This is a genomic window from Brevundimonas sp., from assembly GCF_030682035.1.
Lineage (GTDB): Bacteria > Pseudomonadota > Alphaproteobacteria > Caulobacterales > Caulobacteraceae > Brevundimonas.
In genome coordinates this window covers 1-26,526 of the sequence record NZ_JAUXQZ010000028.1, presented here as the reverse complement: position 1 = coordinate 26,526, position 26,526 = coordinate 1, and the positions used below count along the sequence as shown (strand labels likewise).

The window sequence follows — 26,526 nt, the reverse complement described above, 5'->3', positions numbered from 1 at the left end:
GCGCCGGTGACCCAGGGCAGATTCATCACGTTCGAAGGCGGCGAGGGGACCGGCAAGTCAACCCAGGTGGCGCGGCTGGTCGAGCGGCTGCGCGATCGTGAGCTGGACGTCGTCCAGACCCGCGAGCCCGGCGGCTCGCGGGGCGCCGAGGACATTCGGGCGATCGCCCTGAACGGCGACGCCGGGCGCTGGTCGCCGGTGACCGAGACCTTGTTGATGTTCGCCGCCCGGTCCGACCATCTGGAGCGCACCATCCGGCCCGCGCTGGAGGCCGGCCGATGGGTGGTCTGCGATCGTTTCGCCGACTCCAGCCGGGCCTATCAGGGCGTCGGCGGCGGCGCGCCGGCCGAGTTCATAGAATCGCTGGACGCCGCCATTGTCGGCGTGACCCAGCCTGACCTGACCCTGATCTTCGACTTGCCGGTCGAGGTCGGGCTGGAGCGGGCCTTCGGCCGCGGTCTGTTCGAAACCCGGTTCGAATCCAAGGGGCTGGAATTCCACGAGCGTCTGCGTCGCGGCTTCCTCGACATCGCGGCCCGGTACCCGGAACGCTGCGTCATCATCGACGCCGACGGCGATCAGGACGCGGTGGCCGCCCGGGTATGGGCCGCCGTCGAGGCCCGGCTGCTGTGAGCGAGCACGCGCGGGACCGATTCGACCTGGTCCCCGATGCGGCGGCCGAAGCCGCTTTTCTGGACGCCTTCGGCAGGGACCGGCTGCACCACGCGTGGCTGCTCTGCGGCCCCGAGGGATCGGGCAAGGCGACCTTTGCGTTTCGCGCCGCCCGCCGCCTGCTGGGCGCCGCGCCCGATCCGTCGCGCGGGCCGTTGGGGACCAGCCCGGACGACCCGGTCGCGCGACTGGTCACGGCCCGGTCCCATCCTGATCTGCTGGTGCTGGAGCGCGCCGTCGAGGGCGGCAAGACGAAGAAATCGATCTCGGTTGACCAGGCGCGAGAGCTGCCGGAGTTCTTTTCCAAAAGCCCGTCGCAGGCGCGCTATCGGGTGGCCATCATCGACGCCGCCGACGATCTGAACCTGAACGCGGCCAACGCCCTGCTCAAGGTGCTGGAAGAGCCGCCGGAGCGGGGCGTGCTGTTCCTCGTCACCCACGCGCCGGGCCGGTTGCTGGCGACGATCCGGTCGCGCTGCCGCCGTCTGGCCTTCCCGGTCTGGCCGTTGCACGCCCTGGAAGAGCTGGTGCGCAATCGCACGGGGGTGAGCTCAGCCGAGGCGGCGCGGATCGCGGGCATGGCGGGAGGCTCGCCGGGCCGAGCGCTGGCTCTGGCCTCCGGCGCCACGCTTGAGGCTGACCAGCTGGCCCAGGCCTGGGTCTCGGCGCCGACCATCGATCGCGCCGAGGCTCTGGCCGTCGCTGACAAATTCCGGGGTCCCGAGGGGCAGGACCGGTTCGAGACCCTGATGGACCGGCTGATCGCCGCCGTGCAGGTGCGGGCGCTGGAGGAGGGGGCCTCGGGAGCCCGCTGGGCCGAGCTGTGGTCGCGCCTGTCCGAACTGCCTGACCGGACGGCCGCCATCAATCTCGACCGGGGCGACGTGCTGGCCGGGGCGCTCGCGGACCTGCAGCGCGTCAAGGCGGGCGGATGATTATCGACAGCCATGTCAATCTGCACGCTCCCCAGTTCGATGACGACAGGGACGCTGTCATCGCCCGGGCCCGTGAGGCCGGGGTCGGCCTGATGGTCGAAATTTCCGACAAGCTGTCGACCTTCGAGGCCACCCACGGGCTGGCCATGGCCCATGACGACATCTGGTGCACCGTCGGGGCCCATCCGCATGAGGCGAAGGATCATGCCGACCTGACCGTCGACCGGCTAATCGAGCTGGCGGCGCGGCCCCGGGTCGTCGGCATCGGCGAATGCGGGCTGGACTTCCACTATGACCTCAGTCCGCGTGCCATACAGGCCGAGGTGTTCCGAACCCACATTCACGCCGCGCGCCAGACGGGCCTGCCGCTGGTCGTGCACACGCGGGAGGCCGATGACGTCATGGCCGGAATTCTGGCGGAGGAGCAGGTGGACGGCCCGTTCCGATTCCTGATGCACTGCTATACCAGCGGGCCGGAACTGGCGGAAAAAACAGCCGAACTTGGTGCATGGTTCTCGGTCTCCGGCATCGCCACCTTCAAGGCCGCCGCCGAGGTGCGCGAGATCGTCGCGGCCATGCCCGCCGACCGCATCATCGTCGAGACCGACTGCCCTTATCTGGCCCCCATGCCGCATCGTGGGCGGCGCAATGAGCCGGCCTATGTGACCCATGTGCTCGACAAGCTGGGCGAGATCCGCGGCTGGAGCCGCGACGAGGCCGAGGCGCGCACGACCGACGCCTTCTTCACCCTGTTCGACCGCATTCCGAGGCCAGCAGGCGCATGAGCGGGACCGGAGAGCTGGAAGTCGTCATCCTTGGTTGCGGCTCGTCCGGCGGCGTCCCGCGCGGTGACGGCGACTGGGGCGACTGTGATCCGGCCGAGCCGAAGAACTACCGTACCCGCTGCTCCCTGTTGGTCCGCCGCCACGGCGTGGCGGGGGTCACCAGCGTCCTGATTGACACCTCGCCCGACCTGCGCGCCCAGATGCTTGCGGCCGATGTGCGCCACATAGACGCCGTCCTCTACACCCACGACCACGCGGACCAGACTCACGGGGTCGACGACCTGCGCGTCTTCGCCATGCGGGCGCGGCGGCGCATTCCGACCTTCATGGACGCGGCCACCCGCGAGGCCCTGCAGGGGCGGTTCCGCTACATCTTCGAGAGCATGGAGGGCTATCCGGCCATACTCGAAGCCCATCCCGTGCCGCCGCATGGCCAGACTTGGACGGTTGAGGGGCCGGGCGGAGCTGTGCCCGTGGTCACCTTCGACCAGGCCCATGGACCGATCCGCTCGGTTGGCTACCGCATCGGACCCGTCGCCTATTCCAGCGATGTGTCCGAGCTCGACGAGGCGGCGATCAAGGCGGTGCAAGGGTGCGACCTGTGGATCGTCGACGCCCTGCGCTGGACGCCGCATCCGACCCACGCCCATGTCGAGCGGACCCTGGACTGGATCGCCCGGGCGCAGGTCAAGCGCGCGGTTCTGACCAATCTGCACCTCGATCTGGACTACAACGCCCTGAAGGCCGCGGTGCCCGCCAACGTCGATGTCGCATATGACGGCTGGTCCGCCCGGCTTTCGCTTGAGACCGGAGCGCCTGCGCCATGAAACGCCTTCTACCCCTGATCTGGGGTCTAGCTGCCCTGCTGCTGTCATCGGCGTCCGCCGCCGAACCAGAGCCGGTCGAGGGCGACTTTTCCGCTCCGGGCTTTGCCCTCGCTTCCGGCCAGTCGCTGCCGGAACTTCGGATGCACTACCGCACCCTCGGCCAGCCGCGGCGGGGCGCTGACGGGCGGGTCGAGAACGCGGTCCTGTTGCTGCACGGCACAGGCGGGACGGGCGCGCAGTTCCTGTCGCCGCAATTCGCAACTGAACTGTTCGGGCCGGGGCAGCCGTTGGACATCGCGCGCTACTATATCGTCATGCCGGACAACCTGGGCCACGGCGGTTCGTCCAAGCCGTCCGACGGGCTGCGGGCGCGGTTCCCGCAATACGGCTATGCCGACATGGTCGAGGCCCAGCGGCGGCTGCTGGTCGATGGGTTGAACGTGGACCGGGCGCGGTTGATCCTCGGGACCTCAATGGGCTGTATGCATATTTTCGTCTGGGGCGAGACGCACCCGGACTTCGCCGAGGCCCTGATGCCGATGGCCTGCCAGCCGACCGCCATCGTCGGCCGCAACCGGCTGTGGCGGACCATGCTCAAGGACGCAATCCGCAGTGACCCGGCCTGGGCGGGCGGAGACTATGCGGACCAGCCGGTCGAGGGCCTGCGCACGGCGGTCGACCTGCTGCTGCTGGCGGGTTCGGCGCCGATGGCGATGCAACAGGATCTGGCCACACCGGCGGCGGTGGACGAATGGCTGGCGGCCCAGCAGGCGCGGCGCATCCCGGCGCTGGACGCCAACGACCTCTGGTATCAGGTCAACGCCTCATTCGACTACGATCCCTCGGCGGGGCTGGAGCGGATCACCGCTCCGATGACCTGGATCAATTCGGCGGACGACTTCATCAATCCGCCGGAACTGGGGTTGGCGGAGCAGTTTGTCCCGCGGATCGCCGGCGTCCGGTACCGCCTGATCCCCAACAGCGTCGGCGGCAAGGGCCACGGAACCCACACCTGGGCCGCGTTCTGGAAGGACGATCTGGTCGAGCTGCTGGCGCGGTCGGAGCCCTGATCAGGCGTGAACCCGCTCGCGGGCTTCCGGCGCAGGAGCGGGGCCGTCGTCGAGATCGAGGAATTTGACCTGGCCGGAATGCATGTATTTCACCGCGGCCACGACCTTCAGGGCGCCGTCGGCGATGGCCTTGGCCAGTGAGGCGTCAGCCGTCGTCAGCTTGTAGGCGACGCGGCGGGCGTTTTCCTCGACCGCGCGCACTGCCGGGTCGGCGGCCCCGGTCCGGCGGGCTTCCAGCACGGCAGGGATGATCGGCAGGATCATCTCCTCCAGCGAAGGATCGAGCGGAGCCTTGCCGTCCACCACGGCCTCGGCCGCGGCCACGGCGCCACAGCCGGTGTGACCCATGACAACCACCAGCGGGCAGTGCAGATGTTTCACCGCATAGACGATCGAGGCGAGGCCGCGCCGGTCGACGGTGTTGCCCGCGACCCGGATGATGAACAGCCGGCCGAATCCCTGGTTGAACAGGATGGTCGGGGGGGTGCGGCTGTCAGCGCAGCCGACCACGGTGGCGATAGGCTGCTGGCCGCCCTGGAGGCTGTCCAGGTCGGTCGCCGAAACGTGGCCCAGGTTGCTTTCGCCGCGCCGGAAGGCGGTGTTGCCGTCGCGCAGGATCTTCAGCGCCTCGGCCGGCGTCGGCCTTGCCGGCGGGGCCGGAGCGGCGACCGGCGGCGGCGGCGTCTCAGCCCCTGCAGTCCCCACGCCGGGGCGACCCTTGGATCGCCGATTCCATCCCCACGCCATACACCCCTCCGCTCCCGCGACCGGCGTCTGTCGAACAAGGGTTAACGGCTGTCAAGGCAAAGCTTGATGACGCACTGGTCAGGCGGATATTGGCGGAAGCGCGATGGCTGAGGGTGGGGTGCGGCGGCGCCAGGCGCGGATCAGGGCGACGCGCGTGAAGTCCTTGAGCGTCATCCGCCCATCAACCGCGCCGCCTGCGGGGCGAAATAGGTCAGGACCCCCGCGCAGCCGGCGCGCTTGAAGGCGTGCAGGGATTCGAGGATGGCGCGGTCTTCCTCGAGCCAGCCGTTGGCCATCGCGGCCCGCATCATCGCGTATTCGCCGGACACCTGATAGGCGAAGGTCGGGACCTTGAAGGTCTCGCTAACGCGCTGAATTATATCGAGATACAACATCCCCGGCTTGACCATGACGGCGTCGGCGCCCTCGACGATATCCGTGGCCACCTCGCGCAGGGCCTCGTCGGAATTGGCGTAATCCATCTGATAGGTCTTCTTGTCGCCGGTCAGCGCCTTGGCCGAGCCGACCGCGTCGCGGTAGGGGCCGTAGAAGGCCGAGGCGTATTTGGCGGCGTAGGACAGGATCAGGGTGTCGTGGAGGCCGTTGGCCTCCAGCGCCTCGCGGATGGCTTGGACGCGGCCGTCCATCATGTCCGAGGGCGCCACGATATCGGCCCCGGCGTGGGCGTGGATGAAGGCCTGTTCGGCCAGCCGCTCGAGGCTGGCGTCATTGAGGATGCGGCCGTCCTCGACTACGCCGTCGTGGCCGTGGTCGGTGTAGCAGTCCAGGGCCACGTCGGTCATGACGCCGATCTCGGGCGCCGCGTCCTTGATGGCCTTGATACAGGCGGGGATCAGGCCGTCGGGATCGGTCGCGCCCGTGCCGATGGCGTCCTTGATGCCGCCGTCGACATTGGGGAACAGGGCCACGGCGGGGATGCCGAGATCACGCGCCTCGACGGCGGCCGCGGCGGCGGCCTTGGGTGACAGGCGGAAGACGCCGGGCATGGAGGCGACCGGGACCCGGTCGTCAGCGCCGTCGTGAACGATCAGGGGCCAGACCAGGTCGGCCGGGGTCAGCACGGTCTCGGCGACGAGCCGGCGCACCCACGGACTGCTGCGCAGGCGGCGAGGCCGGGCGTAGGGGAAGGCGGCGGGGGCGAACGGCTGGGTCATGGAGCCACCTATAGAGAAAGCCCCCTCCCGGCGGGAGGGGGTTGGGGGAGGGGTTACGGTGTTTGAATGCCATGGCGCCGGACGCCCTCACCCTTTCGCCTTGCCGATCGCTTCGCTCCCGGAGGCTCAAACCCTCTCCCTTTGGGAGAGGGGGTCAGATAGAAGCGCCCGAACACTCGAGGAATCTCCCATGGACTTCGCCCTCAACGACGACCAGCGCGCCATCCAGGACGCGGCCCGGCAGTTCGCCGAGGCTGAACTGGCCCCGCACAGCGCCGAATGGGACGAGACCAAGCATTTCCCCGTCGATGTCATGCGTCTCGCCGCCGAGATGGGCTTTTGCGGCATCTACACGGGTGAGGAGCACGGCGGCATGGCCCTGGGCCGGGTCGAGGCGGCGCTGATCTTCGAAGAGTTGTCGCGCGGCGACGTGTCAACGGCCGCCTTCATCTCGATCCACAATATGGCGACGTGGATGATCGACAAATTCGGCTCGGACGACCTGCGCGCCCGCTATGTGCCGCGGCTGGTGTCGATGGAGCTGATCGCCAGCTACTGCCTGACCGAGCCGGGCTCGGGATCCGACGCGGCGGGCCTGCGCACCACGGCGCGGCGTGACGGCGATCACTGGGTGCTGAACGGCTCCAAGGCCTTCATCTCGGGCGCCGGGACCTCGGACGTCTATGTCGTCATGGCCCGCACCGGCGCGGATGGGCCGAAGGGCATCTCCACCTTCGTGGTCGAGAAGGATGCGCCCGGCCTGAGCTTCGGGGCGCAGGAGAAGAAGATGGGCTGGAACAGCCAGCCCACGGCCATCGTCGCCTTCGACGACTGCCGCATCCCGGCGGCGAACCTGCTGGGCAAGGAGGGCGACGGTTTCCGCTATGCCATGATGGGTCTGGACGGCGGCCGGCTGAACATCGCCGCCTGTTCGCTGGGCGGGGCCCGGCTGGCGCTGGAGACGACCCAAGCCTACGTCACCATGCGAAAACAGTTCGGCAAACCCTTGTCGGACTTCCAGAATACGCAATTCAAACTGGCCGACATGGCGACGCAGCTGGAGGCCTGCCGCCTGCTGGTCCTGCGCGGGGCCTGGGCCCTGGACACGCGCCACCCCGAGGCCACCAAATGGTGCGCCATGGCCAAGCGCTTCGCCACCGACGCCTGTTTCCAGATCGCTGACGAGGCCCTGCAGCTGCATGGCGGCTACGGCTATCTGAAGGACTATCCGCTGGAGCGGATCGTTCGCGACCTGCGGGTGCACCGGATACTCGAGGGCACCAATGAGATCATGCGGGTGATCACGGCGCGGGAGATGTTGCGGCAGTGACCGGCGAGGTCATCTGCGAGCGGGAGTTCAACACGGTCATCGACGGCGAGACCTTCCCGATCGTTGTCCGATGGATGAAGCCGACGCCTGACCATTCTGACTGGCGGTGCGAGTATTCGATCGCATGGCCGGATGCGTCGGTGCGCCGAGGCTATGCGATGGGCGTGGATTCCACCCAGGCGCTGATCTTGGCGTTCCATCCGGTGAGCACCGATCTGGAGCTTGCGCCGTGGCCCGTCCGCTGGTTCGACAATGAGGTGAACGACCTCGGCCTACCCGGCTTCAGGGACCCCGAGACGCGGACGAGAGTGATCACCTCGCGAGGGATGTTGCGACCATGAAACCCGGTTTCTACGCCATCGCCCAGGCCGGCGGGGATCAGGACCCGCAGGACGACGAAGCCTATGGCCTCGCCGTCCTCGCCCATTTCAAGGGTGGCCGGTTCGTCGGCGTCGATCCGGGCGGATGCAAGATATCCGGCGACTATCGCACTGACAGTGACGGACGGCTGGCCCTGCATCTGAACTATGACTTCAAGGCCGGGGTCGAGCTGGCGAATGGCGCGGTGTTCGACCGAGAGACGCGGCTGGAAGCCGACCTGCTGCTGGCCCCCGGGGCCGCCGAGGGCCAGCCCCAGCCGGTCGATATCGGCCTGGGCCCCATGTTCATCCGCCTGAACTGGCTGGCGGATCCGGCGTAAGGGCCGCGACGGGCTGGACGGCTCCGCTTCGCCCCCCTAGAGCGGCGCCATGAGTGAGTCTGAAGTCCTGACCCGCGTCGATTCCGGCGTCGGCCGCATCACCCTGAACCGGCCCAAGGCGCTGCACGCGCTGAACCGCGCCATGTGCGAGGCGATGACCGAGGCCCTGCTGGTTTGGCGGACCGACGACGCGGTCCAGTCAGTGCTGATCGACCACGCGGGCGAGCGCGGCTTCTGCGCCGGCGGCGACATCCGCATGATCGCCGAGAGCGGGGCAGGGGATGCGTCCGAGGCCCGGGCCTTCTTCAAGGTCGAATACCGGCTGAACCACCTGTTGTTCGACTATCCCAAGCCGATCACGGCGATCGTCGACGGCATCGTCATGGGCGGCGGCGTGGGCATTTCGGAGCCTGCGGACATCCGCATCGCCACTGAACGCACCACCTATGCCATGCCCGAGACCGGCATCGGTCTGTTTCCCGATGTTGGCGGCGGCTGGTTCCTGCCGCGCTTGCCGGGCCAGACCGGGGTCTGGCTGGCGCTGACCGGGGCGCGGTTGAAGGCGGCGGATACGGTGGCGCTGGGTATTCACACCCATTTCGTCCCCGCCGAACGGCTCGAGGCGCTCAAGACCGCGCTGGCGATCCATCCGGATAACCCCCAGGCCGTGGCCGCCAGTTTCGCCGCCGATCCCGGTCCGGCGCCCACCGCCGCTCACCGCGAGGCAATAGACCGCCTGTTCGCGTTTGACACGGTCGAGGAAGTCTTCGCTGCGCTGGAGGCTGACGGCTCCGACTGGGCGCTGGCCCAACTGGCGACTTTGCGGACCAAGTCACCGCAGGCCCTGAAGGTCACCCTGCGGCAATTGCGGCTCGGTGGGTCCCAGCCGTCCTTCGCCGCGAACATGGCGCTGGAATACCGCCTCGGCGGCCGGGTGGTCCGGACCCATGATTTCCAGGAGGGTGTCCGCGCCGTGGTGGTGGACAAGGACAATAGGCCGAACTGGTCGCCCGCCGACCTGTCCGGCGTCAGCGAGGCCGACCTTGAGCGACTGTTTGCGCCGATCCCGCCTGATCAGGTGTGGACACCGCTGCCGTAGCACTTGCATCCCGGTGACAATCGGGGCGTAGTTTCGTCCTCGCCAAGGGGACCGTCATGCTGAAATCGTTGTTCGCCGCCGCCGTCATCGCCCTGTCCCTGGGCGCCTGCGCCTCCGGGGACTATCAGACCCCGGCGCTCGCTGAACTGCACCGCGCCGCTGTCGCCGATCCGCTGCGCCCGGCCGATGAAGTCGCCCGCGACCCCTTCCGCCATCCCGACCGGATGCTGGCCTTCGCCGGGGTCGCCCCGGGCTGGAAGGTCGCCGACATCCGCCCCGGCGCCGGCTATTTCACCCGGTTGTTCGCCCGCACCGTCGGCGACACGGGCAAGGTCTATGCCTTCGTGCCCAACCGCACTGCAGAGCGCGAGAACGGCCGGGCTGACGCCCTGGTCGCCGCCTATCCCAATGTGATGCGGGTCAACGGAGACCTGAATACCTTGAGCTTCCCCGAGCCGCTCGACGCGGTGTTCATGAGCCAAGAATATCACGACTTTCACATCCCGGCCTTCAACACTGATGTGGCCCTGATGAACCGGGCGATCTTCGCCGCCCTGAAGCCCGGCGGCGTCTTCATCGTCATCGATCACGCGGGCCGGGCCGGCACCGGGCACAGCGAGGTCCAGACCCTGCACCGCATCGAGGGCGCCTCCTTGCGGGCCGAGGTCGAGGCAGCCGGCTTCGTTTTCGACGGAGAGTCCAACGCCGTCGCCAATCCGGCGGATGATCGCACCGTCAATGTCTTCGACGAGGCCATCCGCGGCCGAACCGACCAGTTCGTCTATCGTTTCCGCAAACCCGGCTGAGCAAATTCATGTGGGGTGCTGGCGAGAGCGTGGGCGAGCGGCTAACCCTCCCGCCAGTTTATCGGGAGACGACGCCATGACCCACAAGATCGCCTTCATCGGCCTCGGCAACATGGGCGGGGGCATGGCCGCCAACCAGGCCAGGGCCGGCCACGCTGTCGCCGCTTTCGACCTGGCGCAGGCCGCGCTGGACCGCGCCGCCGCCGCGGGCTGCACGCCGGTCGGCTCGGTCGTCGAGGCGGTCAAGGACGCTGACGTCGTCATCACCATGTTGCCCGCCGGTCCGCATGTGCTGAAGGTCTATGCGGAACAGATCATCGGCGCGGCGCCGACCTCGGCCCTGCTGTTGGACTGTTCGACCATCGACGTGGACACGGCGCGCAAGGTGGCGGGTCTGGCCGGAGAGGCGGGTTACACCTTCGCCGACGCCCCCGTCTCGGGCGGGACCATGGCGGCGGACGCCGGAACCCTCGCCTTCATGGTCGGCTGCGACGAGCCGGAGTTCGCCCGCATCGAGGCGGCGCTGGAGCCCATGAGCCGGGCCAGCTTCCGCGCCGGTGACCACGGGGCGGGGCAGGCGGCCAAGATCTGCAACAACATGATCCTCGGCATCACCATGCTGGGGACCTGCGAGGCCATCGCCCTGGCGGAGAAACTGGGTCTGGACCCGGTGAAATTCTTCGACATCGCCGCCAAGTCCTCGGGCCAGAGCTGGAGCGTGACCACCTACTATCCGTGGCCCGGCCCAGTGCCGACCGCGCCGTCGAACCGCAACTACGACGGCGGCTTCGCCACGGTCATGATGCTGAAGGATTTGAAACTGGCCCAGGACGCGGCGGCCAGGTCGGGGGCGAGCACGCCCCTGGGCGCCCAGACCGAGGCCCTGTTTCAGCTGTTCGATCGGTTGGGTTACGGCGGCCGGGACTTCTCGGGCATCTTGCAGATGCTGCGGGGAGAACTGGACCAGTTGCCGAAGGCATAGTTGAGAACCGTTATCAATTAAGGACTTGCGGCCTTTTGTCCGTTCCGATTCATGGACAAATCGGCCTGATCGGCGCATCACCCGACCATCAGTTTCGTGCCGTTCGGGGCTCCAGCGCTTGTTCGACTACCAGGCCGCATTCCAGACCGCTGTGGAGCAGGTCAAGGGCGAGGGGCGCTATCGCGTCTTCGCCGACCTCAAGCGCGTGCGCGGCGAGTTCCCGAAAGCCATCCGCCGTCGCGCCGACGGAAGCGAGCAGGACGTCATCGTCTGGTGCTCCAACGACTATCTGGGCATGGGCCAGCACCCGGCGGTGCTGGAGGCCATGCAGGCCGAGATCGAGGCGGTCGGCGCCGGAGCCGGCGGCACGCGCAACATCTCGGGCACGACCCGGTCGGCGGTCGATCTGGAAGCCGAACTGGCCGGCTGGCACCAGAAGGAAGCGGCCCTGCTGTTCACCTCGGGCTATGTGGCCAATGAGGCGACCTTGACGACCCTGCAGCGCATCCTGCCGGGGCTGATCATCTTCTCCGACAGCCTGAACCACGCCTCGATGATCGCGGGCATCCGCAACGGCGGTTGCGAGCGGCACATCTACGCCCACAACGATCTGGAGCATCTGGAGGCCCTGCTGCGCGATGCGCCCGTTGATGCGCCCAAGCTGATCGCCTTCGAGAGCGTCTATTCCATGGACGGCGACATCGCCGACCTGGCCGGGACCATCGCCCTGGCCCGTAAATACGGCGCCCTGACCTATCTCGACGAAGTCCATGCGGTCGGCCTGTACGGCGCGACGGGCGCGGGCGTGGCCGAGCGCGACGGGGTGCTGGACGGGATCGACATCGTCGAATGCACCCTGGGCAAGGCCATCGGGGTGATGGGCGGCTATATCGCCGCCGACGCGGTGATCATCGACGCCGTGCGCAGCTGGGCCTCGGGCTTCATCTTCACCACCAGCCTGCCGCCGGCCCTGACCGCGGGGGCCCTGGCCTCGGTGCGCCACCTGAAGGCCCATCCGGAACTGCGCGAGGCCCATCAGGAGCGCGCCGCCACCCTCAAGGCCCGGTTCGCCGCCGCCGGCATTCCGGTGATGGACTCGGTCAGCCACATCGTGCCGGTGTTCGTCGGCGATCCGGTCCACACCAAGATGATCTCGGACATGCTGCTGGAAGAGCACGGCGTCTACGTCCAGCCGATCAACTATCCGACCGTGCCCAAGGGCACGGAGCGGCTGCGCTTCACCCCGTCGCCCAACCACACCGACGCCATGATGGACGACCTCGTCCGCGCCATGGACGCCCTGTGGACCCATTGCAACGTGGCGCGCCTTCCTGCCGTCGCCTGACGACATCGGCGAAGTCATCGTCGAACTGACCCGCAACGGGCCCTACCTGAAATGCTCCGCCGTGCACGTCGCGACCGGCGTAGAGGCCTCGGCCATCGGGCCGGCGACCGAACGCGCGGGTCTGGAGCGCATCGCCCTCGCCAAGCTGAAACGGGCCTTGGCGGCGCGCTGACCCACAAGATGTTGTGGTCCCTCGCCGGCGGGCCTAAATGAAGCACCGCAGTTTTCGGGGACTCCACGTGACCGCCTTCACCCATGACGCCTATTTCTCGAAAAGCCTCGCCGAGGCCGATCCCGACATCTTCGGCGGCATCCAGGGCGAGCTGGGCCGTCAGAAGGAGCAGATCGAGCTGATCGCCTCCGAGAACATCGTCTCGAAGGCGGTGCTGGAGGCGCAGGGCTCGGTCCTGACCAACAAATACGCCGAGGGCTATCCCGGACGCCGCTACTACGGCGGCTGCGAATATGTCGACGTCACCGAGAACCTCGCCCGCGAACGCGCCAAGACCCTGTTCGGCTGCGCCTTCGCCAACGTCCAGCCGCACTCGGGGGCCCAGGCCAACCAGGCCGTATTCATGGCACTGCTGCAGCCGGGTGATGCCTTCCTGGGCATGGATCTGGCCGCCGGCGGCCACCTGACCCACGGCTCGCCTGCCAACCAGTCCGGCAAATGGTTCCGGCCCGTGACCTACAAGGTGCGCGAGGACGATCATCTGATCGACTACGACCACGTCGCGGAAATGGCCGGGAAGGAGAAGCCGAAGCTGATCCTCGCCGGCGCCAGCGCCTACAGCCGCCACATCGACTTTGCGCGCTTCCGCGAGATCGCCGACAGCGTCGGGGCGTATCTGATGGTGGACATGGCCCACTATGCCGGCCTGATCGCCGGCGGCGTCTATCCCGACCCCCTGCCGCACGCCCATGTCGTCACCACCACGACGCACAAGACCCTGCGTGGCCCGCGCGGCGGCATGGTCCTGACCAACGACGGTGAGATCGCGAAGAAGATCAACTCCGCCGTCTTCCCGGGCCTGCAGGGCGGGCCGCTGGAGCATGTCATCGCCGCCAAGGCCGTGGCCTTCGGCGAGGCGCTGAAGCCGGAGTTCAAGCTCTATGCCCAGCAGGTCGTGACCAACGCCCAAGCCCTGGCCGCCGTGCTGGTTGAGCGGGGGGCGGCCATCGTCTCGGGGGGCACCGATAGCCACCTGATGCTGGTCGATCTGCGGCCCAAGGGCGTCACCGGCAAGGCCACGGAGGCGGCGCTGGAGCACGCCCTGATGACCTGCAACAAGAATGGCGTGCCGTTCGACAGCACGCCCTTCACGATCACCTCCGGCGTCCGCCTTGGTACGCCGGCCGGCACCACCCGCGGCTTCGGCGTGGGCGAGTTCCAGCAGGTCGGCCACTGGATCGCCGACGTCATCGACTCGATGAAGGGCGGCGACGAGGCCGACGCGGGCGTGTCGCAGCGGGTCGCGGCCGAGGTGCGTGAACTCACGCGTCGCTTCCCGATTTACGGATAGACCGCCGATGAAATGCCCTTTCTGCGGACATCAGGACAGTCAGGTGAAGGACAGCCGCCCGTCCGACGACGGCGCCGCCATCCGTCGCCGCCGGTCCTGCCCGCAGTGCAGCGGGCGGTTCACCACCTTCGAGCGGGTGCAGTTGCGCGAGCTGATGATCCTGAAGCGCAACGGCCGCCGCGCGCCCTTTGACCGCGACAAGCTGGAGCGGTCGCTGAACGTGGCCCTGCGCAAACGCCCGGTGCAGGCCGAGCAGATCGAGCAGCTGGTCAGCCGCATCACCCGCCAGCTCGAAAGCCTGGGCGAGACCGAGATCCCGTCCTCGACGGTCGGCGATTTCATCATGAAGGCGCTGAAGTCGGTCGATGAGGTCGCCTACGTCCGCTACGCCTCGGTTTACAAGGATTTCCGCCATACCGGCGATTTCGCGCGGTTCCTGGGCGATGAGGGTCTGGACGAAAGCTGATGCGCCCGCGCGTCACCCTGAAACTGGCCACCTCACTGGACGCCCGTATCGCCACGGCCTCGGGCGAGAGCCAGTGGATCACCGGCGAGGAAGCGCGTCTGGAAGGCCACCGCCTGCGCGCAGCCCATGACGCCGTTCTGGTGGGCGTCGAGACGGCGCTCGCCGACGATCCGCAACTGACGGCGCGGCTGCCCGGCCGCCCGATCGACCAGCCCGTGCGCGTGGTGCTCGACAGCCGTCAGCGGCTGGGTCTGGAGTCGAACCTGGTGCGGACAGCGCGCGAAACGCCGCTCATCGTCTTCACCGTCCAGTTTCCGTCCCCCGGGCTCGAAGCGGCCGGGGTCAGGGTGATCAAGGTGCACGCGGCGCCGGACGGGCGCCCGTCGCTGAGCCACACCCTGGCCGCACTGTACGGCGAGGGAATCCGGTCGCTGCTGGTCGAGGGCGGCGGTCAGGTGGCGGCCAGCTTCCTGCGCGCGGACGCCGTCGACCGGATCGAATGGTTCCGGGCCCCGATCCTGCTCGGGGCCGAGGCGCGCCCCGGCGTTGGCTCGCTCGACGTCGCCCTGTTGGGCGAGGCGCGACGGTTCCGCCGTATTGCGGTCGAGCCCCTGGGTTCCGATCTGTTGGAGCGCTACGAGAGGCTCTGATGTTCACAGGCATCGTCACAGACATCGGCCGCGTCCGGTCGGTCAGACAGACCGAGCGCGACCGGCGCTATGAGATCGAGACCGCCTGGGACACCTTGGGCATCGACCTCGGCGCATCGATCAGCCATGCGGGCTGCTGTCTGACGGTCACCGAAAAGGGCCAGGGCGCGCAAGGAGGGGGCTGGTTCGCGGTCGAGGTGTCGGGCGAGACCCTGTCGAAGACCACGCTGGGGTCTTGGCGCGAGGGCGATCCGGTCAATCTGGAGCGGGCCGCGAAACTGGGCGACGAACTGGGGGGTCATATCGTCTCGGGGCATGTCGACGGACTTGGCCGGGTTGTGTCAGTGACGCCCGAGGGCGGCTCGCACCGCATCGACATCGCCGCCCCGGCGCCCCTGCACCGCTATATCGCGGCCAAGGGGTCGATCACGGTCGACGGGGTGTCTCTGACCGTCAACGCTGTGGAGGGCGAGGTTTTCGGTCTCAACATCATCCCCCACACCCGGGAGGCCACGACGCTGGGTGCGCTGAAAGCCGGTGACATGGTCAATCTCGAGATCGATATGCTGGCGCGATATCTCGCGCGGTGGCAGGAGACGGCGTGATGCAACTGGCCGCCAACATGAACGACAGCCCGATCAGCCCCATTGAGGACATCCTCGAGGACGCCCGCAACGGCAAGCCCTACATCCTCGTCGACGCCGAGGATCGGGAGAACGAGGGCGACATCATTATTCCAGCCCAGTTCGCCACGCCGGACCAGATCAATTTCATGGCCCGCCACGCGCGCGGCCTCATTTGTCTGGCCATCACTGGTGATCGCGCCCGCCAGCTACGCCTGCCGCCCATGGCCGCCGAGAACCGAACCAGTATGGGCACGGCCTTCACGGTCTCCATCGAGGCGCGCGAGGGCGTGACCACCGGTATCAGCGCCGCCGACCGCGCGCGGACGGTGCAGGTCGCCTCAGACCCGACCAAGGGCGCCGACGACATCGTCTCGCCGGGCCACGTCTTTCCGCTGGTCGCCCGCGACGGCGGCGTTCTGGTCCGCACCGGCCACACCGAGGCGGCTGTCGACATCTCGCGCATGGCCGGGCTGACGCCCGCCGGAGTCATCTGCGAGATCATGAACGACGACGGCTCGATGGCGCGGATGCCCGATCTGGTCGCCTTCGCCCAACTTCATGGCCTCAAGATAGGCACCATCGCCGACCTGATCGCCTACCGCCGCCGCACCGAACGCTATGTCGAGCGGGTCATGGATACGCCGTTCGAAAGCGTCCATGGCGGACCCTTCCGGCTGATGCTGTACCGGAACACCATCGAGGGTCACGAGCATATCGCTCTGGTCAAGGGCAAGATCGAGCCAGGCAAGCCGACACTGGTGCGGATGCACCAGGTCGATTTCGCGGCGGATATCCTCGGCCATGTCGAAGCCCGCCAGAACTATGTGCCTCAGGCCCTGCAGGCGATCAGCCGGCACGAGGGCGCGGGTGTCACCGTCTTCCTGCGCGACCCGGACCTGCACGGGCTAGCCGAGCGGCTGGCCGGGGTTGAAAAGCCCGCGGCCGTCGACCGTTCGATCCGCAACTACGGCGTCGGGGCCCAGATCCTGCTCGATCTCGGCGTGCGCGACATGATCGTGATGAGCTCGACCCGCCCCAACCCCGCAGCGCTTGAAGGCTACGGCCTGCGCATCGCCGGCTGGCGCGACATGGACGGAGAAGACCAATCCTGAGCGATCCCCCCCGCGTCCTCATCGTCGAGGCGCGCTTCTATGACGACCTGGCCGACGCCCTGCTGGAAGGGTCGAAGGGCGCCCTGCGCGCGCTGGGCGCCGATTTCGACGTCGTATCGGTGCCCGGGGTCCTTGAGATCCCGACCGCCATCGCCCTGGCCGAGGAGGCCGGCCGTTTCCCGACCGCCCCGCGCTACGACGGCTATGTCGCCCTGGGCTGCGTCATCCGGGGCGAGACCTATCATTTCGAGATTGTCGCGGATCAGTCGGCGGCGGCGCTGGCCAGTCTGGGTGTCAAGGGCGTGGCCATCGGCAACGGTATCCTGGCCACCGAGGACGAGAACCAGGCCTGGGCCCGGGCGCGGATCAGCGAGGGCGACAAGGGCGGCGGCGCGGCCCGCGCCTGTCTGGACCTCATTGCCTTGCGCAAGCGGCTGCGGCTAGGACTGGGCGCGTGACCGAACCCGCCAGCCTCCAGTCCGTGCTCGAGCAACTCGCTGAGGCCGAAAAGCAGCGCGCAGAGCCGCAGCTGACCAGCCGCCAGCGGCGCGCCCGCACGGTTGCGCGCCTCGCGGCGGTCCAGGCGCTCTATCAGATGGAACTGGCCGGCGAGGGCGTGGACACAGTCATCGCCGAATTCTCGAACCATCGCTTTGACTCCGACATGGAGGGCGAGCCGCTGGCCGAGGCCGATGAAGCCTGGTTCGCCGGGATCGTGCGCGGCGTGGTCGGGAGCCAGCGCGACATCGACACGGCGGTCAAGGCGCGGCTGGCGTCGAACTGGCGGCTTGAGCGGCTTGATTCCACCCTGCGGGCGCTGCTGCGGGCCGGGGCCTGGGAGTTGCGAGACCGTCAGGACGTGCCTCGTGAAATCGTCATTGATGAGTATGTCGAACTGGCCAAGGCCTTCTTCGACGATGCCGAAGCCAAATTCGTCAACGCAGCGCTGGACGGCGTCGCCCGAGACGTCCGTCCGAAGGCTTAGCGAGCGAATGGCCGCGGTCGATGTCGCTGGCGAGTTCGAGACCATCCGGCGGCTGTTCGCGCCGCTGGCGCATCCGGAATGGGGTCGGGGGCTGGCGGATGATGTCGCCGTGGTGCCGTCGCGGGCCGGCCATGATCTGGTTCTGACCAAGGACGCCATCGTCGAAGGCGTCCATTTCCTGCCGACCGATCCGCTCGATACGGTGGCGCGCAAGCTGATGCGGGTGAACCTGTCCGATCTGGCGGCCAAGGGAGCCGAGCCGTTCGGCTATCTGCTGGCCTGCCACTGGTCCCCGCGCTGCGGCTGGCCCGAGCGAATGACCTTCGTGGACGGTCTCCGGACCGACCAAAAAGCCTTCGGCATCGCCCTGCTGGGCGGGGACACCGTCGCCACGCCCGGGCCAGCCAGCTTCTCGATGACGCTGCTGGGCTGGATCCCCAAGGGCCGCACAGTGGGACGCGCCGGCGCCAGACCCGGCGACCTGGTTTTCGTGACCGGAGCCATCGGCGACGGCTGGCTGGGGCTCGAAGGGGTGCAGGGTCGGCTGTCGCTGGACGCCGAGCGGGTCGGCGCCCTGTCGGACCACTATCGGACGCCCACGCCGCGCATCGATTTCGCCCTGCCGATTCGCGACATGGCCAGCGCGGCCATCGACGTCTCTGACGGCCTGATCGCCGACCTTGAACATCTGGCCGATGCCAGCGGCAGCCGCATTGAGATTGACCTCGAGAGCGTGCCGCTGTCGGCGGCGGGGCAGGCCTGGTTTGACGGGCGGGTGGACGAGCAGGCAGCGCTGGAGAAGCTGGTCACCGGCGGGGACGACTATGAGATCGCCTTCACCGCCTCGGCCCGCGATGAGGCCGCCCTCAGGCGCGAGGCCGATCGCCGGCATCTACGCCTGACCCGAATCGGCAGCGTAACAGCGGGGCAGGGCGTCGCCGTCCGCCTCGGCGGCCAGCCGGTCATATTCGACCGCGCCGGTTTCACTCACAGTTGACAACGATTTCTCAAGGCGTCGCCGTCACGGTGACGCCATGCGCCGTCGTGACCTTATCGCCGCCACCGCCGTCCTGTCTGCTGTCGCTCCGGCGGCGCTGGCCCAGGACGCGCCCGCCTCCGGCCAGAGCCTGAGCATGCCTGGCGTGGGCCTGCCGATCATCGCCGGCGGGCGACTGCGCAACTACGTCTTTGTGTCGCTCCGCCTGCATCTCGGTGGTTCGGCGACGCCGGAGACGATGCGCGCCAAGGAGGCCTATCTGCGCGACGCCCTGGTCCGGGCCGGTCACCGGACGCCCTTCGTGGTGGCGGATGACTGGACCCGAATCGATCCGGCCGCCCTGTCCACCAGCCTGATACGGTCAGCGACCACCATCGCGGGACGCGGCTCGGTCACCCGGGTCGAGATCGTCAGTCAGGCTCCGCGCCGTCGGACCGGCGTCCCAACGGGTTGATCAACATCGCCTGTTGCGTCGCCTGCCGGTATTTGGCACGTTTCCGCCGCAATTCCCCAAGGACGCAACATGCGTCCGGTGCGCACGGGGGGACCGGAAGGCGGAAAGAGGCGGCTAACGCCCACCGCGCCAAGGGACCGGGCGTCTGAAGATCACAGGACTTGGAAACGTCATGAGCAACTATCTGTGGCTGGTCATCGCCGCAGGCGCGCTGGGGGTCCTTTACGGACTGATCCAGACCGCCTCGTTGATGAAGGCCAGTACCGGCAACGACAAGATGCGCGAGATCGCTGCAGCGATCCAGGAAGGCGCCTCAGCCTATCTGCGGCGGCAGTACACCACCATCGCCATGGTCGGCGTGGTCATCCTCGTCGCAGCCTGGTTCCTGATCGGCATTTATGCCGCCATCGGCTTTGTCATCGGCGCGGTCCTGTCGGGCCTGGCCGGTTTCGCGGGCATGCTGATCTCGGTGCGGGCCAACGTCCGCACTGCGCAGGCCGCATCCGAGAGCCTCGCCAAGGGTCTGGACCTGGCCTTCCGCTCGGGCGCCATCACCGGCATGTTCGTGGCGGGCGGCGCGCTTCTGGGCGTGGCCGGCTACTACGCCTTCCTGACTGCCGGCGCGGGCTTTGAGCCTACCAGCCGCGAGGTCATCGACGGTCTGGTGGCCCTGGGCTTCGGCGCTTCGCTGATCTCCATCTTCGCGCGCCTGGGCGGCGGCATCTTCACCAAGGGCGCCGACGTGGGCGGCGACATGGTGGGCAAGGTCGAGGCCGGGATCCCGGAGGATGACCCCCGCAACGCGGCGACCATCGCCGACAACGTGGGCGACAACGTCGGCGACTGCGCCGGCATGGCCGCCGACCTGTTCGAGACCTATGCGGTGACCACGGTCGCCACCATGGTGCTGGCGGCGATCTTCTTCCGCGACCAGCCCTACGTCGACACCATGATGCTGCTGCCGCTGGCCATCTGCGGCATCTGTATCGTCACCTCGATCATCGGCAGCTTCTGCGTCCGTCTGGGCAAGAGCCAGAACATCATGGGCGCCCTGTACCAAGGCCTGATCGTCACCGGCGTGCTGTCGGCGATCGCCGTGTATTTCGTCATTGAGAAGCTGATCACCGGCCCGATCGTCACCAACACCGGCCTGACCATCGAACCGATGAGCCTGTTCTGGTCCGGCATGGTCGGACTGCTGGTCACTGCCGCCATCGTGGTGATCACCGAATACTACACCGGCTCCAACTTCCGCCCGGTTCGCTCTGTCGCCAACGCCTCGGTTTCGGGCCACGGCACCAACGTCATCCAGGGTCTGGCCGTCTCGCTGGAGTCGACCGCCCTGCCGGCCCTGACCATCATTGTCGGTATCATCGCCAGCTATCAGCTGGCGGGCCTGTTCGGCATCGCGATCGCCACCACGACCATGCTGGGCGTGGCGGGGATGATCGTGGCGCTGGACGCCTTTGGTCCGGTCACCGACAACGCCGGCGGCATTGCCGAGATGGCGGGCCTGCCCAGTGAAGTGCGTCATTCGACCGACGCTCTCGATGCCGTTGGCAACACCACCAAGGCCGTGACCAAGGGCTATGCGATCGGTTCGGCCGGTCTCGGCGCCTTGGTGCTGTTCGCGGCCTACACCTCTGACCTTAACTATTTCGCCGCCAACCCGGACCTGTTCCCGTTCTTCGCGGGCATGGGCGAGATCGATTTCGGCCTGACCAATCCGTACGTCGTCGTCGGCCTGCTGTTCGGGGGGCTGCTGCCCTTCCTGTTTGGCGGCATGTCCATGATGGCGGTGGGTCGCGCGGCCGAGGCTGTCGTGGCCGAGGTGCGTCGCCAGTTCCGCGAGAACCCGGGTATCATGACCTATGAGGTCAAGCCCGAGTACGGCCGGGCCGTCGACATCCTGACCAAGGCGGCGATCAAGGAGATGATCGTGCCGTCCCTGCTGCCGGTGCTGTCGCCGATCGTCCTGTTCGTCGCCGTGCTGTCGATCTCGGACAAGGCCACGGCCTTCGCCGCCCTCGGCGCCATGCTGATGGGCGTGATCGTCACCGGCCTGTTCGTCGCCATCTCGATGACCTCGGGCGGCGGCGCCTGGGACAACGCCAAGAAGGTGATCGAAGAGGGCTTCACCGACAAGAACGGCGTCGTCCACGGCAAGGGCTCCGAGGCGCACAAGGCCGCGGTGACCGGCGACACGGTCGGCGATCCCTACAAGGACACCTCCGGTCCGGCGGTGAACCCGATGATCAAGATCACCAACATCGTGGCGCTGCTGCTGCTCGCCGTCCTGGCCAGCGGCAAGGTGTTCTGATCCAGCCGAAACAAGCCGCCGCGTTCCGGAGCGGGACGCGGCGGTCGCCAGTGAAAGAGGCCCCGGAGAGCGATCTCTGGGGCCTTCTTTATTCCTCCTCCAAGCGTAGCGAAGGGGGAGGAATGGTCGACCTACTCCCGGCGCTGCTGGCCAGGCTGGTCCTCGTCGGTGCGCGGCAGCTGGCCGCGGCCCACGTTGCCGAGCAGTTGCTCGAGGATGGTCAGCTGACGCCCGCGGGTCGGGGTCTCGCGATCGTTCATGGCGAGCCGCTGGCCGTCTTCGAGGCCGAGGGTGCGAACCTCGGACACCAGACCCGCGTCGTTGAAGGTGATCTCGGTTACCGAGCGCTGGGTCACATGCGGCCGGTTGTAGGTGTATTTCTCGGTCACCTGGCTGATGTAGTACCAGACATTGTCGCGTTCGAAGGTCGAGGTCGTGGACGGCGTGCCCAGCCGGGTCAGCACCGTCTGTTTTGTGTCCGTGCCGGCGACGACGTCCGTCGGCTTGGCGTCGATCGCCTGGAAGCCGTTCTGGCCCACCACGGGGGCGCAGGCGCTGGTCAGGGCGACGGCCGCGAGAGCGGCGATCAGGAGGTTCGTACGGAGCATTTGCGGCGCCTGCGACTTCAACAAGGTCTTTGACCTAACCGGACCCGAGCCTTAGTTCAACGGCGCGGCGGAAAAGGGGCCGTATGATCATGCTTCAGAATCTGTTTCGAACCCGTCCCCGCGAGCGTCTGGGCCAGCCGCTGTATGAAGCGGCCGTGCGTCAGGCACGCGATCCGGCCTTCTATACCCGGTTCGGCGTGGCCGACCGGATCGACGCGCGGTTCGAGCTCTACACGCTTCACGTTCTGCTTCTGGTCATGCGGCTGCGCGACGAGGGGGGCCTTGGGGGCGACCGCGGCGCCGAGGCCGGACAGGATCTGTTCAACACCTATGTCTCGGCGCTGGACCACGCCTTGCGCGAACTGGGCGTGGGCGATGTCTCGGTCGGCAAGAAGATGCGCAAACTGGGCGAGGCCCTGTACGGCCGGATGACCGCCTGGGAGGCGCCTTTGCGGGACGGCGACGCGGCGGCGCTGGCCGCGGCCCTGGCCCGTAATGTGTATGAGAGCGAGGACGCCGCGACGGGTGACGCCCTGGCCGCCTATGCCCTCGCCAGCCGCGCCCGTCTGGCGGCCCAGACCTTCGCCGCTGTCACCGACGCCCCGGAATGGGCGGAGACAGTCGCATGACCCTTCCCGATCTTCCCTACAGCGAGCCTGTCCGCCTGCATCAGGTCGCTGGCGGCGTGAAGCGGACGCTCGAGCCCGACGCGGCCGCGCGCGCGCGGATCGTCAAGGCGCTGGATCTCGCCTCGCTGGACGCCTTCACCGCCGAGATGGACCTGGCGCCGTCGCCCGCGGGCTGGCGGTTGTCGGGCCGGGTGCGCGCCAGCCTGGCCCAGACCTGCGGCATCACTCTGGAGCCTCTGCCCCTCGAGATCGACGCCCCCTTCGTGCTGACCCTGGCCGAGGCGGTGGATGAGGAGTCTGATGAAGTCGTCATCACCATGGACGACGAATCGCCCGACCTGATCGAGAACGGCCAGATCGATCTGGGCCAGTACGCTGTGGAACAGCTGGCGCTGAGGCTGGATCCGTTCCCGCGCAAGGCCGGCGCCGAGTTCGTTCAGCCGCCCGAACCCGCTGAAATTTCGCCGTTCGCGGTGCTGAAGCAACTTCGGCCTTCCGACGAAGGTTGACGTACGGGTGGCGCGGTTGCATCCCCCCGATGCGGCGCTATCGTCGCCAAACTGACAAGCGCCGGACTGACGGCGCGACGGAGTCGAAACGGCTTGTCATCCCCGATCCTGATTTCGCTCGACGCCATGGGCGGAGACCATGGTCCGTCGGTCGTGGTCCCCGGCGTCCGGGACTACCGCAAACGGCACGGCGGCGAGGGCGTGCGCTTCATCCTGCACGGCGCCGAAACGGCGATTCGCGCCGAAATGGCCAAATGCGGCCTGACCGAAGACGTTTGCATCGTGCGACACACCGACAAGGTTGTGGCCATGGATGAAAAGCCCGCCCAGGCGATGCGCCGGGGCAAGGGTTCCAGCCTGTGGAACGCCATTGAGGCGGTCAAGTCGGGCGAGGCCGGTGCCGTGGTGTCCGCGGGCAACACCGGCGGCCTGATGGCCATCTCCAAACTGCTGTTGCGCATGTCCGCGCCGGGACTGGAGAGGCCGGCCATCGTGGCCAGCTGGCCGACACCGAAAGGCGTCACCGCCGTGCTCGACGTAGGGGCCAATATTGAAAGCGACGCCGCCCAGCTGGTCGAGTTCGCCATCATGGGCGAGGCCTTCATGACCGCCGTCCACAGGGTCGCGAAACCGACCATCGGCATTCTGAACGTCGGCTCCGAGGACATGAAGGGTCACGAAGAGGTGCGCGAGGCGGCGCGTCTGTTGCGTGAGGGCGGCTTCGGGCTGGACTATTTCGGTTTCGTAGAGGGCACGGACATCGCCAGGGGCACGGTGGACGTGGTCGTGACGGACGGCTTCACCGGCAATATCGCGCTGAAGACGGCCGAAGGGGTGGCCAAATTCATCGCCGGCCTGATGAAGGAAGCCCTGACCTCCAGCCCGACGTCAAAGCTGGGCGCGCTGCTGGCCATGCCGGCGCTGAGGCGCATGAGTCAGAAAATCGACCCCAACGCCAACAACGGCGGGCCCCTGCTGGGCCTGAACGGGATTGTGGTGAAAAGCCATGGCGGGGCGACACCGGGCGGCTTTGGCGCCGCCATCCGGGTGGCTGTCGAACTGGCCCGCAGCGACTATCTGATCAAGGTCAGCGAGAGCTTCAACCGCCTGACCGCCGTGCTCGAACAGCCGCCCGCCGTTCCGGCGGACCCGGCAACGGAGACTTCCCAGTGAGCGTCATCCGCAGCGCCGTGACCGGCGTCGGCTCTTTCCTGCCGGAACAGGTCATCACCAACGCCGATCTGGCGAAGATCGTCGACACCTCGGACGAATGGATTCAGGAACGCACCGGCATCCAGCAGCGCCACCGCGCCCGCGACGACCAGCCGACCAGCGACCTGGCCAGTGAAGCCGCCAGACGGGCCTTGGCCGACGCCGGCCGGACCGCCGCCGATGTTGATCTGATCATCGTGGCCACCACCACGCCTGACATGACCTTCCCGTCGGTCGCCTCGATCGTGCAGCGTAAGCTGGGCGCCCCGACCTGTATCGCCTTCGATGTGCAGGCGGTCTGCTCGGGCTTCGTCTATGCGCTGAGCATTGCCGACGGCTTCGTCGCTCGCGGGCTGGCGAAATGCGCCCTGATCATCGGCGCAGAGGAAATGACCCGGCTGATGGACTGGACTGACCGCTCGACCTGCGTGCTGTTTGGCGACGGCGCAGGCTGCGTCGTGGTTGAACCGCGCGAGGGGCAGGGGACCAAGGCGGATCAGGGTTTGCTGGGCTTCGCGCTGCGCTGTGACGGCACCAAGACCGACCTGCTGTATGTTGACGGGGGCCCCGCCACGACCGGCACTGTCGGCCATCTGCGCATGGCCGGAAACCAGGTCTTCCGTCATGCCGTAGTCAATATCGCCGAGGCCATCACCGCCTGCTGCGCCGCCTCGAACATCGAGATCGCCGACGTCGATTGGTTCGTGCCGCACCAGGCCAATCAACGCATCATCAAGGGCGTCGGAGACCGGCTGGGGCTGGACGAAAACAAGGTGATCTCGACCGTGGCCATGCACGCCAACACCTCGGCGGCCTCCATTCCACTGGCGCTGGACGCGGCGATTCAGGACGGCCGGATCAAGCGTGGCGACCTGGTCCTGCTGGAGGCCATGGGCGGCGGTCTGACCTGGGGCGCTTGCGCGTTTCGTCTTTAGGGCGATTTCCGCCTTTCCATTTGACGACGCTTGCCCTTTTATGTCCGCCGACCGACCTTTGGAGGGGAGCGGACCTTGCCCGAACACCAGACTCTGACACGCGCGGACCTTTGTGAGGCGGTGCACGACGAGGTCGGCCTGTCCCGGCAGGAGTGCTCGGCCCTGGTCGAACGGACGCTGGAACTGATCATCGAATCGCTGGAGCGGGGCGAGACGGTGAAACTGTCCGGCTTTGGCGTGTTCCAGGTACGCGAGAAGCGGGCCCGCATGGGCCGCAATCCCAAGACCGGCCAGCCGGCGGCGATCCATCCGCGGCGTGTCATCAGCTTCCGCGCCTCGCAGATCATGAAGGGCCGGGTTCACGACGCAGTCGTGAGCGGCTGACGCCCGTGGCCAAGAGCCCCAACGCCTTTCGAACCATTTCAGAAGCTGCGACCGAGGTCGGCGCGCCCCAGCACGTGTTGCGCTTCTGGGAGACGAAATTCGCCTTCCTGACGCCGCTGAAGCGGGCTGGCGGGCGGCGCTTCTACCGGCCGCAGGACGTGGTGCTGCTCAAGTCGGTCAAGCGGTTGCTGCATGAGGAAGGCCTGACCATCAAGGGCGTCCAGCGCCTGCATAAGGAACAGGGGCTGAGGCGTCTGGCTCACTATGGCGACCCCGACGGCGTCGTGACCTTCGAGCCCGAAGGCGCTGCCCCGGCTACAGTTCCCGCTTCGGCGGCGACGGGCCAGTCCTCGATCCGCCTGCGTCTGGTGTTGACCGAGCTGGAGGGCGCGCGCGCCCGTCTCGAGGCGGTGCTGTCCAGAAGCGGCTGAGCGCGTCTTTTTCGGTTTGCGGCACCGCGAACCCCGTCTATAGGGAGCGCCTCTCGGAGCGTGGCGCAGCCTGGTAGCGCACTTGACTGGGGGTCAAGGGGTCGCAGGTTCGAATCCTGTCGCTCCGACCATCTTCCTCAATGAAGACGGTTGGTTGAAGGGGTCGCTTTCGGGCGGCCCCTTTGCAATTGGGCGACCGGGTTTCAGCCTGG

At 67.7% G+C, this 26,526-nt stretch carries 32 protein-coding genes and 1 tRNA gene; 30 read left to right on the top strand and 3 right to left on the bottom strand.

Annotated elements, in window-relative coordinates:
• Positions 1-6 precede the first annotated feature (6 nt).
• From tmk to Q8K49_RS08030, 5 genes are read left to right on the top strand one after another with little or no spacing between them, the layout of a single operon-like run.
• A complete protein-coding gene (gene tmk / locus Q8K49_RS08050; RefSeq protein ID WP_305305298.1) occupies positions 7-633 on the top strand; it encodes a dTMP kinase in 627 nt (208 codons plus the stop codon).
• The gene (locus tag Q8K49_RS08045) at positions 630-1,607 is read left to right on the top strand and encodes a DNA polymerase III subunit delta' (RefSeq protein ID WP_305305229.1); all 978 of its coding nucleotides are present in this window, start codon (positions 630-632) and stop codon (positions 1,605-1,607) included. Before tmk ends, Q8K49_RS08045 begins: the two co-directional genes overlap by 4 nt.
• Positions 1,604-2,392 (top strand): TatD family hydrolase, encoded by a 789-nt coding sequence (locus Q8K49_RS08040; RefSeq protein ID WP_305305228.1) that lies wholly within the window; start codon positions 1,604-1,606, stop codon positions 2,390-2,392. Before Q8K49_RS08045 ends, Q8K49_RS08040 begins: the two co-directional genes overlap by 4 nt.
• Complete coding sequence (locus tag Q8K49_RS08035; RefSeq protein WP_305305227.1) at positions 2,389-3,219, top strand: MBL fold metallo-hydrolase; 831 nt, start codon at positions 2,389-2,391, stop codon at positions 3,217-3,219. Before Q8K49_RS08040 ends, Q8K49_RS08035 begins: the two co-directional genes overlap by 4 nt.
• Positions 3,216-4,289: an alpha/beta fold hydrolase gene (locus tag Q8K49_RS08030; RefSeq protein ID WP_305305226.1), complete on the top strand. Its 1,074-nt coding sequence runs from the start codon at positions 3,216-3,218 to the stop codon at positions 4,287-4,289. The genes Q8K49_RS08035 and Q8K49_RS08030 overlap by 4 nt, the downstream gene beginning before the upstream one ends.
• Here the strand turns inward: Q8K49_RS08030 and Q8K49_RS08025 are convergent, their stop codons facing one another.
• Together Q8K49_RS08025 and hemB are read right to left on the bottom strand one after the other, a co-directional pair.
• Positions 4,290-4,994, bottom strand: a complete 705-nt coding sequence (locus tag Q8K49_RS08025; RefSeq protein WP_305305225.1) for a carbonic anhydrase — start codon at positions 4,992-4,994, stop codon at positions 4,290-4,292. It lies immediately after the preceding gene.
• A 212-nt stretch (positions 4,995-5,206) separates the two neighbouring features.
• Positions 5,207-6,211 carry a porphobilinogen synthase gene (gene hemB / locus Q8K49_RS08020; RefSeq protein ID WP_305305224.1) on the bottom strand — a complete coding sequence of 335 codons (1,005 nt, stop codon included), beginning with the start codon at positions 6,209-6,211 and terminating at the stop codon, positions 5,207-5,209.
• 190 nt (positions 6,212-6,401) lie between these two features.
• Between hemB and Q8K49_RS08015 the strand changes: the two genes are divergently transcribed.
• From Q8K49_RS08015 to Q8K49_RS07935, 18 genes are all read left to right on the top strand, one after another.
• The gene (locus Q8K49_RS08015; protein ID WP_305305223.1) at positions 6,402-7,541 is read left to right on the top strand and encodes an isobutyryl-CoA dehydrogenase; all 1,140 of its coding nucleotides are present in this window, start codon (positions 6,402-6,404) and stop codon (positions 7,539-7,541) included.
• Complete coding sequence (locus tag Q8K49_RS08010) at positions 7,538-7,882, top strand: hypothetical protein (protein ID WP_305305222.1); 345 nt, start codon at positions 7,538-7,540, stop codon at positions 7,880-7,882. Before Q8K49_RS08015 ends, Q8K49_RS08010 begins: the two co-directional genes overlap by 4 nt.
• The gene (locus tag Q8K49_RS08005; RefSeq protein ID WP_305305221.1) at positions 7,879-8,241 is read left to right on the top strand and encodes a hypothetical protein; all 363 of its coding nucleotides are present in this window, start codon (positions 7,879-7,881) and stop codon (positions 8,239-8,241) included. Before Q8K49_RS08010 ends, Q8K49_RS08005 begins: the two co-directional genes overlap by 4 nt.
• A 49-nt stretch (positions 8,242-8,290) precedes the next feature.
• The gene (locus tag Q8K49_RS08000; protein ID WP_305305220.1) at positions 8,291-9,340 is read left to right on the top strand and encodes an enoyl-CoA hydratase/isomerase family protein; all 1,050 of its coding nucleotides are present in this window, start codon (positions 8,291-8,293) and stop codon (positions 9,338-9,340) included.
• Between the two features lie 56 nt (positions 9,341-9,396).
• Complete coding sequence (locus Q8K49_RS07995; protein WP_305305219.1) at positions 9,397-10,146, top strand: class I SAM-dependent methyltransferase; 750 nt, start codon at positions 9,397-9,399, stop codon at positions 10,144-10,146.
• On the top strand, positions 10,064-11,128 hold the full coding sequence (gene mmsB, locus Q8K49_RS07990) for a 3-hydroxyisobutyrate dehydrogenase (RefSeq protein ID WP_370867752.1): 1,065 nt from the start codon (positions 10,064-10,066) through the stop codon (positions 11,126-11,128). The genes Q8K49_RS07995 and mmsB overlap by 83 nt, the downstream gene beginning before the upstream one ends.
• Positions 11,129-11,246: 118 nt before the next feature.
• Positions 11,247-12,473, top strand: a complete 1,227-nt coding sequence (hemA, locus tag Q8K49_RS07985) for a 5-aminolevulinate synthase (RefSeq protein ID WP_305305217.1) — start codon at positions 11,247-11,249, stop codon at positions 12,471-12,473.
• On the top strand, positions 12,439-12,645 hold the full coding sequence (locus Q8K49_RS14855; RefSeq protein ID WP_370867755.1) for a hypothetical protein: 207 nt from the start codon (positions 12,439-12,441) through the stop codon (positions 12,643-12,645). Before hemA ends, Q8K49_RS14855 begins: the two co-directional genes overlap by 35 nt.
• A 67-nt stretch (positions 12,646-12,712) precedes the next feature.
• Entirely contained in the window at positions 12,713-13,996 is a 1,284-nt protein-coding gene (gene glyA, locus Q8K49_RS07980) for a serine hydroxymethyltransferase (protein ID WP_370867751.1), read from the top strand.
• Positions 13,997-14,003: 7 nt separating this feature from the next.
• On the top strand, positions 14,004-14,462 hold the full coding sequence (gene nrdR / locus Q8K49_RS07975) for a transcriptional regulator NrdR (RefSeq protein ID WP_305305215.1): 459 nt from the start codon (positions 14,004-14,006) through the stop codon (positions 14,460-14,462).
• Positions 14,462-15,112: a RibD family protein gene (locus tag Q8K49_RS07970; protein WP_305305214.1), complete on the top strand. Its 651-nt coding sequence runs from the start codon at positions 14,462-14,464 to the stop codon at positions 15,110-15,112. The genes nrdR and Q8K49_RS07970 overlap by 1 nt, the downstream gene beginning before the upstream one ends.
• A complete protein-coding gene (locus Q8K49_RS07965) occupies positions 15,112-15,717 on the top strand; it encodes a riboflavin synthase (RefSeq protein WP_305305213.1) in 606 nt (201 codons plus the stop codon). Before Q8K49_RS07970 ends, Q8K49_RS07965 begins: the two co-directional genes overlap by 1 nt.
• Entirely contained in the window at positions 15,717-16,850 is a 1,134-nt protein-coding gene (gene ribB / locus Q8K49_RS07960) for a 3,4-dihydroxy-2-butanone-4-phosphate synthase (protein ID WP_305305212.1), read from the top strand. The genes Q8K49_RS07965 and ribB overlap by 1 nt, the downstream gene beginning before the upstream one ends.
• Positions 16,847-17,308, top strand: coding sequence for a 6,7-dimethyl-8-ribityllumazine synthase (ribH, locus tag Q8K49_RS07955; RefSeq protein ID WP_305305297.1), 462 nt, complete (start codon positions 16,847-16,849; stop codon positions 17,306-17,308). Before ribB ends, ribH begins: the two co-directional genes overlap by 4 nt.
• Positions 17,305-17,835, top strand: coding sequence for a transcription antitermination factor NusB (gene nusB / locus Q8K49_RS07950; protein ID WP_305305211.1), 531 nt, complete (start codon positions 17,305-17,307; stop codon positions 17,833-17,835). The genes ribH and nusB overlap by 4 nt, the downstream gene beginning before the upstream one ends.
• 7 nt (positions 17,836-17,842) lie before the next feature.
• Positions 17,843-18,832, top strand: a complete 990-nt coding sequence (gene thiL, locus Q8K49_RS07945) for a thiamine-phosphate kinase (RefSeq protein WP_305305210.1) — start codon at positions 17,843-17,845, stop codon at positions 18,830-18,832.
• Positions 18,833-18,869: 37 nt separating this feature from the next.
• Complete coding sequence (locus tag Q8K49_RS07940; protein WP_305305209.1) at positions 18,870-19,286, top strand: hypothetical protein; 417 nt, start codon at positions 18,870-18,872, stop codon at positions 19,284-19,286.
• A 172-nt stretch (positions 19,287-19,458) separates the two neighbouring features.
• Complete coding sequence (locus tag Q8K49_RS07935; RefSeq protein ID WP_305305208.1) at positions 19,459-21,606, top strand: sodium-translocating pyrophosphatase; 2,148 nt, start codon at positions 19,459-19,461, stop codon at positions 21,604-21,606.
• A 131-nt stretch (positions 21,607-21,737) separates the two neighbouring features.
• On the opposite strand, the gene Q8K49_RS07930 is transcribed toward Q8K49_RS07935, so the two are convergent.
• Positions 21,738-22,214, bottom strand: a complete 477-nt coding sequence (locus Q8K49_RS07930) for an outer membrane protein assembly factor BamE (protein WP_305305207.1) — start codon at positions 22,212-22,214, stop codon at positions 21,738-21,740.
• A gap of 83 nt (positions 22,215-22,297) precedes the next feature.
• Here Q8K49_RS07930 and Q8K49_RS07925 point away from each other — a divergent pair, with 83 nt between their 5' ends.
• The 7 genes from Q8K49_RS07925 to Q8K49_RS07895 all read left to right on the top strand — a co-directional run bounded on the left by Q8K49_RS07925 (position 22,298) and on the right by Q8K49_RS07895 (position 26,445).
• Positions 22,298-22,843: a ubiquinol-cytochrome C chaperone family protein gene (locus tag Q8K49_RS07925; protein ID WP_370867750.1), complete on the top strand. Its 546-nt coding sequence runs from the start codon at positions 22,298-22,300 to the stop codon at positions 22,841-22,843.
• On the top strand, positions 22,840-23,352 hold the full coding sequence (locus Q8K49_RS07920) for a DUF177 domain-containing protein (protein WP_305305206.1): 513 nt from the start codon (positions 22,840-22,842) through the stop codon (positions 23,350-23,352). The genes Q8K49_RS07925 and Q8K49_RS07920 overlap by 4 nt, the downstream gene beginning before the upstream one ends.
• 93 nt (positions 23,353-23,445) lie before the next feature.
• Entirely contained in the window at positions 23,446-24,525 is a 1,080-nt protein-coding gene (gene plsX, locus Q8K49_RS07915) for a phosphate acyltransferase PlsX (RefSeq protein WP_305305205.1), read from the top strand.
• A complete protein-coding gene (locus Q8K49_RS07910; protein ID WP_305305204.1) occupies positions 24,522-25,499 on the top strand; it encodes a beta-ketoacyl-ACP synthase III in 978 nt (325 codons plus the stop codon). The genes plsX and Q8K49_RS07910 overlap by 4 nt, the downstream gene beginning before the upstream one ends.
• Positions 25,500-25,574: 75 nt before the next feature.
• Positions 25,575-25,883 carry an integration host factor subunit alpha gene (locus tag Q8K49_RS07905; protein WP_305305203.1) on the top strand — a complete coding sequence of 103 codons (309 nt, stop codon included), beginning with the start codon at positions 25,575-25,577 and terminating at the stop codon, positions 25,881-25,883.
• 5 nt (positions 25,884-25,888) lie between these two features.
• The gene (locus Q8K49_RS07900; RefSeq protein WP_305305202.1) at positions 25,889-26,314 is read left to right on the top strand and encodes a MerR family transcriptional regulator; all 426 of its coding nucleotides are present in this window, start codon (positions 25,889-25,891) and stop codon (positions 26,312-26,314) included.
• Positions 26,315-26,368: 54 nt separating this feature from the next.
• Positions 26,369-26,445 (top strand) — tRNA-Pro (locus tag Q8K49_RS07895).
• Positions 26,446-26,526: the final 81 nt, after the last annotated feature.

Coding starts and splice junctions, on each gene's coding strand:
- Q8K49_RS08040 (WP_305305228.1), top strand. CDS start 1,604: ATGATTATCGACAGCCATGTCAATCTGCACGCTCCCCAGTTCGATGAC.
- Q8K49_RS08035 (WP_305305227.1), top strand. CDS start 2,389: ATGAGCGGGACCGGAGAGCTGGAAGTCGTCATCCTTGGTTGCGGCTCG.
- Q8K49_RS08030 (WP_305305226.1), top strand. CDS start 3,216: ATGAAACGCCTTCTACCCCTGATCTGGGGTCTAGCTGCCCTGCTGCTG.
- hemB (WP_305305224.1), bottom strand. CDS start 6,211: ATGACCCAGCCGTTCGCCCCCGCCGCCTTCCCCTACGCCCGGCCTCGC.
- Q8K49_RS08015 (WP_305305223.1), top strand. CDS start 6,402: ATGGACTTCGCCCTCAACGACGACCAGCGCGCCATCCAGGACGCGGCC.
- Q8K49_RS08005 (WP_305305221.1), top strand. CDS start 7,879: ATGAAACCCGGTTTCTACGCCATCGCCCAGGCCGGCGGGGATCAGGAC.
- Q8K49_RS08000 (WP_305305220.1), top strand. CDS start 8,291: ATGAGTGAGTCTGAAGTCCTGACCCGCGTCGATTCCGGCGTCGGCCGC.
- Q8K49_RS07995 (WP_305305219.1), top strand. CDS start 9,397: ATGCTGAAATCGTTGTTCGCCGCCGCCGTCATCGCCCTGTCCCTGGGC.
- mmsB (WP_370867752.1), top strand. CDS start 10,064: ATGATCGCACCGTCAATGTCTTCGACGAGGCCATCCGCGGCCGAACCG.
- nrdR (WP_305305215.1), top strand. CDS start 14,004: ATGAAATGCCCTTTCTGCGGACATCAGGACAGTCAGGTGAAGGACAGC.
- Q8K49_RS07970 (WP_305305214.1), top strand. CDS start 14,462: ATGCGCCCGCGCGTCACCCTGAAACTGGCCACCTCACTGGACGCCCGT.
- Q8K49_RS07965 (WP_305305213.1), top strand. CDS start 15,112: ATGTTCACAGGCATCGTCACAGACATCGGCCGCGTCCGGTCGGTCAGA.
- ribB (WP_305305212.1), top strand. CDS start 15,717: ATGCAACTGGCCGCCAACATGAACGACAGCCCGATCAGCCCCATTGAG.
- thiL (WP_305305210.1), top strand. CDS start 17,843: ATGGCCGCGGTCGATGTCGCTGGCGAGTTCGAGACCATCCGGCGGCTG.
- Q8K49_RS07940 (WP_305305209.1), top strand. CDS start 18,870: ATGCGCCGTCGTGACCTTATCGCCGCCACCGCCGTCCTGTCTGCTGTC.
- Q8K49_RS07935 (WP_305305208.1), top strand. CDS start 19,459: ATGAGCAACTATCTGTGGCTGGTCATCGCCGCAGGCGCGCTGGGGGTC.
- Q8K49_RS07930 (WP_305305207.1), bottom strand. CDS start 22,214: ATGCTCCGTACGAACCTCCTGATCGCCGCTCTCGCGGCCGTCGCCCTG.
- Q8K49_RS07925 (WP_370867750.1), top strand. CDS start 22,298: ATGATCATGCTTCAGAATCTGTTTCGAACCCGTCCCCGCGAGCGTCTG.
- Q8K49_RS07920 (WP_305305206.1), top strand. CDS start 22,840: ATGACCCTTCCCGATCTTCCCTACAGCGAGCCTGTCCGCCTGCATCAG.